The 11,270-nt window shown below is 58.6% G+C and carries 11 protein-coding genes; 7 read left to right on the top strand and 4 right to left on the bottom strand.

Annotation, left to right across the window (positions count from 1 at the left end; all coding sequences use genetic code 11):
- Positions 1 to 59 precede the first annotated feature (59 nt).
- Positions 60 to 1,754 (bottom strand): lactate permease LctP family transporter, encoded by a 1,695-nt coding sequence (locus JJN09_RS03590; protein ID WP_249485710.1) that lies wholly within the window; start codon positions 1,752 to 1,754, stop codon positions 60 to 62.
- A gap of 261 nt (positions 1,755 to 2,015) precedes the next feature.
- On the opposite strand from JJN09_RS03590, the gene JJN09_RS03585 reads away from it, so the two are divergent.
- Positions 2,016 to 2,783 (top strand): FCD domain-containing protein, encoded by a 768-nt coding sequence (locus JJN09_RS03585; RefSeq protein WP_249485708.1) that lies wholly within the window; start codon positions 2,016 to 2,018, stop codon positions 2,781 to 2,783.
- 56 nt (positions 2,784 to 2,839) lie between these two features.
- Here JJN09_RS03585 and smpB read toward each other — a convergent pair whose 3' ends face one another.
- A complete protein-coding gene (gene smpB, locus JJN09_RS03580) occupies positions 2,840 to 3,322 on the bottom strand; it encodes an SsrA-binding protein SmpB (RefSeq protein ID WP_007915208.1) in 483 nt (160 codons plus the stop codon).
- A 119-nt stretch (positions 3,323 to 3,441) separates the two neighbouring features.
- Here smpB and JJN09_RS03575 point away from each other — a divergent pair, with 119 nt between their 5' ends.
- From JJN09_RS03575 to JJN09_RS03565, 3 genes are read left to right on the top strand one after another with little or no spacing between them, the layout of a single operon-like run.
- Positions 3,442 to 4,845 (top strand): sodium-dependent transporter, encoded by a 1,404-nt coding sequence (locus tag JJN09_RS03575; RefSeq protein ID WP_096818805.1) that lies wholly within the window; start codon positions 3,442 to 3,444, stop codon positions 4,843 to 4,845.
- A gap of 7 nt (positions 4,846 to 4,852) precedes the next feature.
- Positions 4,853 to 5,287 (top strand): type II toxin-antitoxin system RatA family toxin, encoded by a 435-nt coding sequence (locus tag JJN09_RS03570; RefSeq protein WP_016986510.1) that lies wholly within the window; start codon positions 4,853 to 4,855, stop codon positions 5,285 to 5,287.
- Positions 5,280 to 5,594: an RnfH family protein gene (locus tag JJN09_RS03565; protein ID WP_249485706.1), complete on the top strand. Its 315-nt coding sequence runs from the start codon at positions 5,280 to 5,282 to the stop codon at positions 5,592 to 5,594. Before JJN09_RS03570 ends, JJN09_RS03565 begins: the two co-directional genes overlap by 8 nt.
- A gap of 60 nt (positions 5,595 to 5,654) precedes the next feature.
- On the opposite strand, the gene JJN09_RS03560 is transcribed toward JJN09_RS03565, so the two are convergent.
- The gene (locus JJN09_RS03560) at positions 5,655 to 6,182 is read right to left on the bottom strand and encodes an outer membrane protein assembly factor BamE (RefSeq protein WP_085729538.1); all 528 of its coding nucleotides are present in this window, start codon (positions 6,180 to 6,182) and stop codon (positions 5,655 to 5,657) included.
- A gap of 97 nt (positions 6,183 to 6,279) precedes the next feature.
- Here JJN09_RS03560 and fur point away from each other — a divergent pair, with 97 nt between their 5' ends.
- Positions 6,280 to 6,684 (top strand): ferric iron uptake transcriptional regulator, encoded by a 405-nt coding sequence (gene fur, locus JJN09_RS03555; protein ID WP_249485699.1) that lies wholly within the window; start codon positions 6,280 to 6,282, stop codon positions 6,682 to 6,684.
- A gap of 75 nt (positions 6,685 to 6,759) precedes the next feature.
- Here fur and recN read toward each other — a convergent pair whose 3' ends face one another.
- Complete coding sequence (gene recN, locus JJN09_RS03550; RefSeq protein WP_249485696.1) at positions 6,760 to 8,433, bottom strand: DNA repair protein RecN; 1,674 nt, start codon at positions 8,431 to 8,433, stop codon at positions 6,760 to 6,762.
- Positions 8,434 to 8,673: 240 nt separating this feature from the next.
- Between recN and grpE the strand changes: the two genes are divergently transcribed.
- Both grpE and dnaK read left to right on the top strand, forming a co-directional pair.
- Positions 8,674 to 9,243: a nucleotide exchange factor GrpE gene (grpE, locus tag JJN09_RS03545; RefSeq protein WP_249485694.1), complete on the top strand. Its 570-nt coding sequence runs from the start codon at positions 8,674 to 8,676 to the stop codon at positions 9,241 to 9,243.
- Positions 9,244 to 9,345: 102 nt separating this feature from the next.
- The gene (gene dnaK / locus JJN09_RS03540) at positions 9,346 to 11,262 is read left to right on the top strand and encodes a molecular chaperone DnaK (RefSeq protein ID WP_249485692.1); all 1,917 of its coding nucleotides are present in this window, start codon (positions 9,346 to 9,348) and stop codon (positions 11,260 to 11,262) included.
- Positions 11,263 to 11,270: the final 8 nt, after the last annotated feature.

Below are 11,270 nucleotides of genomic sequence, written 5' to 3'. Positions count from 1 at the left end.
TGAATTGCTGACGCCGGAATCACGAACCGGCGTCGGTTATTTCCATGTCGCTTGTGGTCTTAATGCACCAGCATGCCGGTGAACCAGTAGGCCTGAGCCAGGGTGATCAGGCCGACAATCGTTGCAAAGAATAGGCTGTGCTTGAGGGTGAAGCGGAACAGATCGGATTCCTTGCCCACCAGCCCGGTCGCGGCGCAGGCCACTGCGATCGATTGTGGCGAAATCATTTTGCCGGTCACGCCGCCGCTGGTATTGGCCGCCACAAGCAAGGTGTCGTTGACCCCGATCTGATGCGCGGTGGTCGCTTGCAGCGAACTGAACAGCGCGTTGGACGAGGTATCGGAACCGGTGAGGAACACGCCCAGCCAACCCAGGAACGGCGAGAAGAACGGGAATGCCGCACCGGTCGCTGCCAGCACCAGGGCCATGGTCGAAGACATGCCGGAATAGTTGGTCACGAAGGCGAACGCCAGCACCATGCCGATCGACAGAATTGGCCAGCGCAGTTCGTAGAAAGTTTCTTTCAGAGTGGTCAGACCAATTTTGAAATTGATCTTCAGGATGACCATCGAGATCAGCGCCGAGAAGAAAATCGCCGTGCCGGTGGCGGAGATCGGGTCGAGCTTGAACACGGCCGGAATGGCGGTCGGCGTCGCGACGATCGGTGCAGTCTTGATCACCAGTTGATCCAGGTGCGGGATCGCGAAGTTGAATACCCAGGCGTACATCGAGCCGCCGGCGGCGAACATTGCCTTGAACGGTTTGAGGGTCCAGATGGTGACCAGCACGGTGAGGATCAGGAACGGTGACCAGGCCTTGAAAATCTCCCCGAGGCTGTAGGGCGAAGCGATGGTGGTGCGTTGCTGGCCGAAACCGCCGGCGCTGGCGGTGACCGCCACGTTCGAGGTCGCACCGGCGATCTGTGCACCTGCGGTGCGTTTTGGTTGCCAGACTTTCAGGAACAGGGTCAGCGAGATCAGGCTGGCCAGGGCCGAGGTGATATCCGGCAGTTCCGGGCCGATGAAATTCGAGGTGAAGTACTGGGTCACGGCGAAACTAAGCCCGGCAACCAGTGCGGCTGGCCAGGTTTCACGCACGCCGCGCAGGCCGTCCATCATGAACACCAGCCAGAACGGCACGAACAGCGATAGCAGCGGCAGTTGGCGGCCGGTCATGGCGCCAATCTTGAACGCGTCGATACCGGTGACTTGCCCGGCGACGATGATCGGAATTCCCAAGGCGCCGAACGCGACCGGTGCGGTGTTGGCAATCAGGCACAGACCGGCGGCGTACAGCGGGTTGAAGCCCAGGCCTACGAGCAGCGCAGCGGTAATCGCCACGGGCGCGCCGAAACCGGCTGCACCTTCGAGGAAGGCGCCGAAGCAGAAACCGATCAGCAGCACCTGCAAGCGCTGGTCATCGGTGATCGACAGGACCGAGCTGCGGATGACTTCGAACTGACCGCTCTTAACCGTCAGTTTGTACAGAAACACCGCCGCGACAATGATCCAGGCAATCGGCCACAGACCATAGGCGAAACCATAGCCTGCGGCGGCGAACGCCATGTCGACCGGCATCTGGAACGCAAAGATCGCCACAAGGATCGCCAGGGCCAGCGTGATGCTGCCGGCGACATGGCCTTTGAGGCGGAACACCGCAAGGGCAAGAAAGAAGAAAACGATGGGGATGACGGCCGCGAGTGCGGACACGCCGAGACTGCCGAGCGGGCTGTAAAGCTGTTGCCAGGTTTGCATATGGGGTGGCCCCTAATTGTTGTTGGTCAGGCACTGTCAGCGTTCTTGGTTAATTGGTAAGACCAATTTACAATCGCTGTTGGCTAGGGTAAAAGCCTTGATGTCGGTGTGTCAATTTGCCGCCCTAAAACTTTTGTCGAATGACCGGTGCAGGCTCGATCTGATCCGGTCCGGGGCGTTTCATCTGGCAGGTGTCGGCAAGGCGCCGATAGGCCAGAATAGAGAGCCCGGCGAGTGGTCGGGATCGTGGAGAATTGAGTAATGGGGTTTGATCAGATACGTCAGCGCCGTTTGTCTGACGATATTGTCGAGCGGCTTGAGGGGATGATCCTCGAAGGGACATTGAGGTCCGGCGAGCGCCTGCCGGCCGAGCGCACATTGGCGGAGCAGTTCGGCGTGTCCCGGCCTTCGTTGCGTGAGGCAATCCAGAAACTGGCGGCCAAGGGGCTGTTGGTCAGCAAGCAGGGCGGCGGCAATTACGTGGTGGAAAGCCTGGGCTCGACCTTCAGTGATCCATTGCTGCAATTGCTGGAAAGCAATCCGGAGGCTCAGCGCGATCTGCTGGAGTTTCGCCACACACTGGAGGCATCGTGTGCCTATTACGCAGCATTGCGCGCCACCGATGTGGATCGCGAGCGGCTGACCGCGGCGTTCGAAGAACTACAGGATTGTTACTCGCGCCATGACGAAGTGAGTCGGGCGGAGGAGGGGGCGGCCGACGCGAAATTTCATCTGGCAATCGCCGAGGCCAGTCACAACGCAGTGTTGCTGCACACCATTCGCGGGTTGTTCGACCTGCTCAAGCGCAACGTGGTGACCAACATTGGCGGCATGTACAAGCAACGCACGGAAACTCGCGACATGCTGATCACTCAGCATCGGGAACTGTACCAGTCGATTATCGAAGGTCGTGCAGAGCAGGCGCGAGAGGTTTCCAGTCGACACATTCTGTATGTACAGGAAGTGCTGGAAGAGGTGCGTCAGGAAGTTCAGCGCGTGGCTCGGGCCGAGCGACGCAAGGGGATGTAGGTTCAGGCATGACCGTTCCCGCGCAGAACGCGGGAGCGATCATTCAGGCAGAGGAATCAGTCTTCCTTGCCCTTGTTGCGCACCGCACGCTGCAACTCGCGCCCGGCATCGCGTTCGCGCTCGGTATCACGCTTGTCGTATTCCTTCTTGCCCTTGCCCAGAGCGATCTCGCACTTGACCATGTGCTTGCTCCAGTACCAGGACAGGCATACGCAGGCATAACCCTTCTGCTGCACGGCGGCGGCCAGCTTCTCCAGCTCGCGCCGGTTGAGCAGCAGCTTCCGGGTGCGGACCGGGTCAGCGATGACGTGGGTGCTGGCGGTCATCAGCGGCGTGATGTGGCTGCCAAGCAGCCAGGCTTCGCCATCCTTGAGCAGGACGTAACTGTCGACCAGTTGCAGCTTGCTTGCCCGCAGACTTTTTACTTCCCAGCCGGCCAGGACCAGACCAGCCTCGAACTTGTGCTCGATGAAGTAATCGTGTCGCGCCTTTTTGTTCTGCGCGATGGTCCCTGTTGGGTGTTTCTTCTGTTTAGCCATAGGGGCGGCATTATATGGAGATAAACGGCTGTCGGCTACGGTGATGCTGCGTGCTTGAGCAGGTTGAGTGAATCCCGGACAATGCGGCCTCTTTTTCTAACGCTTGGGCGTGATAAACGATGTCGACAGACAAGGTTTCTGTCCACGGCAGTTGGGCTAGCCGCTGGGTTTTCATATTCGCCGCGACCGGTTCGGCCGTGGGATTGGGCAGCATCTGGAAGTTCCCCTACATGGTCGGGGTCTACGGTGGCGGCGCCTTCGTGCTGATGTTTCTGGCCTGCATCGCGCTGATCGGCATTCCGGTGATGCTCGCGGAAACCCTGATTGGCCGGCGTGCTCGATTGAGCCCGGCCAACGCCCTCAAGGTGCTGGCAATCGAAGCCGGGCATTCGGGCAAGTGGTCGTGGGGCGCGTTCGCCGGGATGATCACGGCGTTGCTGATCCTGTCTTTCTATAGTGTCGTCGGCGGTTGGTCGCTGGATTACATCATTGATATGGGGCGCGGGGACTTCCAGGGCGCGACGGCCGATCAGGTCGGTGCCTATTTCGGTAATGTCATCGCCGACCCTTGGCGCATCACGCTGTGGCACACGGTATTCATGCTGCTGTCCGCCGTGGTGATCGCCAAAGGCGTGGTCGCCGGGCTTGAGCGCAGTCTGCGGATCATGATGCCGCTGTTGTTTGTGATGGTCCTCGTCCTGCTGGGCTACAGCATGACCACCGGGCATTTCATGGAAGGCGTGCATTTCATGTTCGACTTCCATCCGGAAAAAGTCCTCGACGGCTTGTTGCCGGCCATGGGCCACGCGTTCTTTTCCCTGAGCGTGGGCGTGGGCTCGATCATGATCTACGGCGCTTACATGACGAAGGAAGCCTCGCTGTCCGGCACCGTTGTGGGTGTGGCGCTGCTCGATACCTTCGTTTCGCTGGTGGCCGGTCTGGCCTTGTTTCCGATTGTGTTCGCTGGCGGTTTGAACCCGAGCGAAGGCCCGGGGCTGATGTTCGTCAGCCTGCCATTTGCTTTCGGTAACGTGCTGTTCGGCCAGTTGATGGGCGTGGTGTTCTTCGTACTGGTAGCTATCGCTGCCTGGAGTTCGGCGATTTCCCTGCTGGAGCCAATGGTCGCCTATCTGGTCGAGCGGACTAAAATCAGTCGTGCTTGGGTGACATTCTGGTTGGCGTTCACCTGCTGGTTTGTCGGCTTGGGCACGGTGTTTTCCTTCAATATCTGGAAGGAAGCGAAATTTTTCGTGAACGAAGGCGGGATGTTCCATCTCTACCAATGGGGTGCCGCAGGCGGTCTGGACTTCTTTGGTGTGATCGACTTCTTCACCTCGCGGATCATGCTGCCGCTCGGCGGGCTGTGCTTTGTGCTGTTTGCCGGATGGGTGATGGGGCGAGACGCAGTGCGCGACGAATTGTCGATTCGCAGCCCCGCGCTGTTCGCCTTGTCTCTGTTCTTGATGCGCTATGTGGCGCCCATCGGCATTCTTGTAGTGTTTGCCACCCAGCTCTGGAAGTGACGCTTACATGACGACACATATTCAACGATCAGCGCTGCTGCCTTACCCGGCGCAATTTCTCTATGACCTGGTCAATGACGTGGCGCGTTACCCGGAGTTTCTGCCGTGGTGCTCGTCAGCAGAGGTCCTGGAGAGCTCGCCTGAACACATGCGCGCCAGTGTCGGTGTGGCCAAGGGCGGCCTCAGTCAGCACTTCGTGACACGCAATACCCTGGTGCCGGGACAATCGATCGAAATGAACCTCGAGGAAGGTCCGTTCAATCAGTTGCACGGTGTCTGGGTGTTCAAGGTGTTGAACGAGAAAGCCTGCAAGATCAGCCTTGATCTGTCCTTCGATTATGCCGGGCCCTTGGTGCGTGCCACGCTCGGGCCGCTGTTCAATCAGGCAGCGAACACACTGGTGGATGCATTCTGTCAGCGCGCCAAGCAGATGCATGGTTGAGCCGGTGATCGAAATAGAAGTGGTGTATGCGGCGGTTGAGCGTCAGGTGTTGCGTACGATCAGCGTGGCAGAAGGCTCAACGGTTCGTGCTGCGCTGTCGGCCAGCGGCATTGATGCCGAATTTCCTGAGCTGGATCTGGCCGGTTGTCCGGTCGGGATTTTCGGTAAAGTGGTTGCCGATCCGGATGTGCGGGTTGTTCAGGCGGGGGATCGCCTCGAAATCTACCGACCGCTGCTGGCTGATCCGAAAGAGGTGCGCCGATTGCGGGCCGCCAAGGCTGCCGAGGCTAAAGCCAGAAATCAGTGACGCACCAATCTGCAGGCAATAAAAAACCCGGAATTTCCGGGTTTTTTATTGCGTCGCAAATTATTGCGGCGAGGTGTCCAGCGGTTCTGGTGTCGGAACCGGAACGGTTTCCACACCATCGACGTCCTTCTGGATCTGATCCAGCAAGGAGCCTGGCTTGACCGGTTTTTCCGGTTTTGGCTTCTCGGCGTTTTCAGCGGGAGCGGTCACGCTGGTGCCACTGTCCTTGCCGAGAATGGCTTCGTCACGGCTCACGCCCGGCATGAAGTCACCGGACAGGCTGACAAGGCGGTCGTTAGAGTCGAAAATTACACTCATGCGTTCCTGCTGGCGTTCACCGCCACCAGGTTGCAGGCTGTACAGATAATCCCAGCGATTGGCATGGAACGTGTCGACAAGCAGAGGGTTGCCCATGATAAACCGTACTTGCGGCCGGGTCATTCCCGGGCGTAACTGGTCTATCATGTCCTGCGTGACGACATTGCCCTGCTGGATGTCGATTTTGTAAACCCCGGGGAATGAACAACCGGCGAGTGCGAGCAGTCCCACAAAGGTGAAACTGGTTAGCAAGAGCTTGGTGTTTTGCATCGGTGGGCGACTTCCACTATCTTGGCTGGGACAACGTAAACGCCGATCATACCCGCATTAAGAGAAGCTGCGAAGCAGCATCGCGAGAAAGCTGACCATGGTTGAAAATAGCGAACTACGCAAAGCCGGCCTCAAAGTGACCCTGCCACGGGTCAAGATCCTGCAAATGCTCGACTCTACCGAGCAGCGTCACATGAGTGCCGAGGACGTCTACAAGGCGTTGATGGAAGCTGGCGAGGACGTCGGGCTGGCCACGGTTTACCGTGTTCTGACCCAGTTCGAAGCGGCTGGCCTCGTGGTCCGTCATAACTTCGATGGCGGTCACGCGGTATTCGAATTGGCCGACGGTGGCCACCACGACCATATGGTCAACGTGGAAACCGGTGAGGTTGTCGAATTCGTCAGCGTCGAAATCGAAAAACTCCAGAAGGCAATTGCCGAGGAGCACGGTGTCGAGTTGGTGGATCACAACCTGGTGCTGTACGTGCGCAAGAAAAAGTAAGCATGTCGCGCGAATTTCAGGTTCGCGAAACGAACGAAGGCGACCCAAGGGTCGCCTTCGTGCTTTCTGTCGTGCTTAAACCTTTGCGGTAACCACCATCTTTTTGGCGTGCGCCAGAGACTCTTTGGTCAGATCAATGCCGCCGAGCATCCTCGCGACTTCTTCTATGCGGTCACTTTTGCTCAGCTTCGAGACGGCGGTGTGAGTCGCCTGTTCGCCTCGCACCTTGTGCACGAACAGATGCTGATGCCCCTGGGCTGCCACTTGCGGCAAGTGCGTAACGGTCAGTACTTGTCCGCGTTCGCCCAGGCGCCGCAATAGCTGGCCGACAATCTCGGCCGTCGGGCCGCCGATGCCTACGTCCACTTCGTCGAATACCAGTGTCGGGACGCGCGAGGTCTGGGCGGTAATCACCTGAATTGCCAGACTGATCCGCGAGAGTTCGCCGCCGGATGCCACTTTCGCCAAGGCTTTTAATGGTTGGCCGGGGTTGGCGCTGACCAGTAGTTCGACCTGCTCGAGGCCGTTGGGCAGAAGTTCGCCACTGGCGTTGGGGTGCAGTTCGATGGTGAAGCGCCCGCCGGGCATGCCGAGCCTTTGAATCTCTTGTTCGACTGCGCTGGCCAGGCTGTCTGCAGCCTGATGGCGCAGATCGCTCAGCTCCCGAGCCTTTTCCTGATAATGACGGGCATACGAAGCAAGTTCTTCGCCCAGGCGCTCGATGGATTCGTCGTTGGCGTTGAGGGTTTCGATTTCATCCAGCAATTTTTGTTGCATCTCGGCGACTTCGGTCGGCTGGATCCGGTGCTTGCGTGCCAGGGTGTAAATGGCGTCCAGGCGTTCTTCCAGATACAGCAGGCGCGCCGGATCGGCGTCGAAGTTGTCGAGGAAGCGGTTGAGTTCGCCGACAGCCTCTTCGACCTGGATCTGCGCGCTGGTCAGCAAACTGCTGGCTTCGCCCAATGCGTCGATCGAGTTGTTCACGCTCGACAGGCGATTGAGGCTGGCGGTCAGCGCATTCAGCACATTGCCGGAATCGCTTTCGCTGCATTGCTCGACCACTTGCCGGCAGATGCCCAGCAGGGTTTCGGCGTTGGTCAGGTTCTTGTGTTCCTGCTCCAGATCTTCCAGTTCGTTCTCGCCGAGGCCGAGGTTTTCCAGCTCTTCGAGTTGATAGCTGAGCAGTTGATGGCGGGCGCGCTGTTCGTCGCCGGAGTTGGACAGGCGCTCTAGCTCCAGGCGGGTCTGGCGCCAGCGCTGGGCGGCCAGTTGTACCTGTCGGGCCAGATCGGTGGCACCGGCATACTCGTCGAGCAGGCGACGGTGGGTATCCGTCTTGAGCAGGGATTGGTGTTCGTGCTGGCTGTGGATGTCGATCAGCAGCTCGCCGAGGGCCTTGAGGTCGCCGAGCGGGCAGGGCGTGCCGTTGATATAGCCACGGGAGCGGCCTTCCGAGGTGATGACCCTGCGCAGAATGCACGGGCCGTCGATTTCCAGGTCGCGCTCGGCCAGCCAGGCGCTGGCTTCGGGAATGTCGACCAGGTCGAAGGTCGCCAGGATATCGGCCTTGTCGGCGCCCGGGCGAACCACGCCGCTGTCGGCGCGATCGCCAAGGGTCAGGCCCAGCGCGTCGAGCATGATCGATTTGCCGGCGCCGGTTTCCCCGGTAATCACGCTCATCCCGCGATCGAGTTCGAGATCGAGATGTTCAACGATGGCGTAGTTGTGTACGGACAGGTGCACCAGCATAAAGGCCGCTCCCAGGCTTTAGGTCTGGTTATTTATACAGTGTTTTGTTTCGGCCTGACAATGCCCTCGCTTAGCTCGATTGGCTTGATCCGATCAAATGCTTATCGCGCCCGGGAATGACAATGCAGCACTTTTTTGTAGGGTTAATCATTGTCAGCCCTTGAAGCCTGATTTTGCGGCCCCATATACCGGGGCAGAAGCGCGAGTCGAGCTCGCGGACGTTATTGAAAGGAGAATTCTATGGCTGACGAACAGACAGTAGATACGCAAAAAGCAGAAGCCAATCAGGCGCCCGAGACTGCGGGTGATGACCTGGCGACCCGTGTACAAGTGCTCGAAGAGCAATTGGCCGCCGCGCAGGATCAATCTCTGCGCGTAGCTGCCGATCTGCAGAACGTCCGCCGCCGTGCCGAGCAGGACGTCGAAAAGGCTCACAAGTTTGCGCTGGAAAAATTCGCCGGCGATCTGCTGCCGATCGTCGATAGCCTGGAGCGCGGCCTCGAGCTGTCGAACCCGGACGACGAAAGCATCCGTCCGATGCGCGAAGGCATCGAGCTGACCCTGAAAATGTTCCACGACACCCTTGCGCGCTATCAGCTAGTGGCTGTCGCACCGCAGGAAGGTGAGCCGTTCAACGCTGTTCAGCATCAGGCGATGGCCATGCAGGAAAGCGCTGATGTGGAACCGAACAGCGTGTTGAAGGTTTTCCAGAAGGGCTACCAGCTCAACGGTCGTCTGCTGCGTCCGGCGATGGTCGTGGTCAGCAAGGCGCCGGCGCCAGTTTCGCCTTCGATTGACGAGAAGGCTTGAAATTAGCCGCAAGGCCCCCATTTAGAAGTCAAGCGTTTAAGTGCTACCGCAGTTGGCCACAACCGCTGCGGCAACCAAATCCAAAGTTTCGGGAGAGTTAACATGGGCAAAATTATCGGTATCGACCTGGGGACTACCAACTCCTGCGTCTCCATTCTTGAAAACGGCCAGGCCAAAGTTATCGAGAACGCCGAAGGCGCGCGTACCACGCCTTCGATCATCGCTTACGCCAATGATGGCGAAATCCTGGTCGGCCAGTCCGCCAAGCGTCAGGCAGTGACCAACCCCCACAACACCCTGTACGCGGTAAAGCGTCTGATCGGTCGTCGCTTCGAAGAAGAAGTCGTACAGAAAGACATTCAGATGGTGCCTTACAAGATCGCCAAGGCTGACAACGGCGACGCTTGGGTGGAAGTGAACGGCCAGAAAATGGCGCCGCCACAAATCTCGGCTGAAATTCTGAAGAAGATGAAGAAGACCGCCGAAGACTACCTCGGCGAAGCGGTGACTGAAGCGGTGATCACCGTTCCGGCCTACTTCAACGACAGCCAGCGTCAGGCGACCAAAGACGCCGGCCGCATCGCGGGTCTGGACGTTAAACGTATCATCAACGAACCAACCGCAGCCGCTCTGGCTTACGGTATGGACAAGGCCAAGGGCGATCACACCGTGATCGTTTATGACCTGGGTGGCGGTACTTTCGACGTATCCGTGATCGAGATTGCTGAAGTTGACGGCGAGCACCAGTTCGAAGTGTTGGCCACCAACGGTGACACGTTCCTGGGCGGTGAAGACTTCGACATTCGTCTGATCGACTACCTCGTTGACGAATTCAAGAAAGAAAGCGGCATGAACCTCAAAGGTGACCCGCTGGCCATGCAGCGCCTGAAAGAAGCCGCTGAGAAAGCCAAGATCGAGCTGTCGTCCGCTCAGTCGACCGACGTGAACCTGCCGTACATCACTGCAGACGCCACCGGTCCTAAGCACCTGAACGTGAAGATTTCGCGTGCCAAGCTCGAAGCACTGGTTGAAGACCTGGTTCAGCGCACCATCGAGCCTTGCCGTATCGCCATGAAAGACGCCGGTCTCGACGTTGGCGCGATCAACGACGTGATCCTGGTCGGCGGTCAGACCCGTATGCCGCTGGTACAGAAACTGGTTACCGATTTCTTCGGTAAAGAAGCTCGTAAAGATGTGAACCCGGACGAAGCCGTTGCCATGGGTGCTGCTATCCAGGGCGCCGTTCTGGCCGGTGACGTGAAAGACGTTCTGCTGCTCGACGTCAGCCCGCTGACTCTGGGTATCGAAACCATGGGTGGCGTGATGACTGCGCTGATCGAGAAAAACACCACGATTCCTACCAAGAAATCGCAAGTGTTCTCGACTGCCGACGACAACCAGGGCGCCGTGACCATTCACGTCCTGCAAGGCGAGCGCAAGCAAGCCGCACAGAACAAGTCCCTGGGCAAGTTCGACCTGGCCGAGATTCCACCAGCGCCACGTGGTGTGCCACAAATCGAAGTGACCTTCGACATCGACGCCAACGGCATCCTGCACGTCGGCGCGAAAGACAAGGCGACCGGCAAAGAGCAGAAGATCACCATCAAGGCCAACTCCGGCCTGTCGGATGAAGAAATCCAGAAGATGGTGCGCGACGCCGAGCTGAACGCTGAGGAAGACCGCAAGTTCGAAGAGCTGGCCGGTGCCCGTAACCAGGGTGACGCGCTGGTTCACTCGACTCGCAAAATGATCACCGACGCTGGCGACAAAGTGACTGCAGAAGAGAAAACTGCAATCGAAGCGGCCGTGGTTGCCCTGGAAGCCGCCGTCAAAGGCGACGACAAGGCTGCCATCGAAGCGAAGATCGAAGAGCTGTCGAAAGTCTCCGCGCCGGTTGCCCAGAAGATGTACGCCGAACAGGCTCAGCCTGCCGAAGGCGCGGCACCGCACGCAGAGAAAGCTGAAAAGGCTGACGATGTTGTCGATGCCGAGTTCGAAGAAGTCAAAGACCACAAGTAAGTTGTTGG

The organism is Pseudomonas sp. HS6 (assembly GCF_023375815.1).
In the GTDB taxonomy this organism is placed as follows: Bacteria; Pseudomonadota; Gammaproteobacteria; order Pseudomonadales; family Pseudomonadaceae; genus Aquipseudomonas.
Note: the sequence above shows the minus strand (reverse complement) of the source record. Positions and strands in the feature narration are given on the sequence as shown.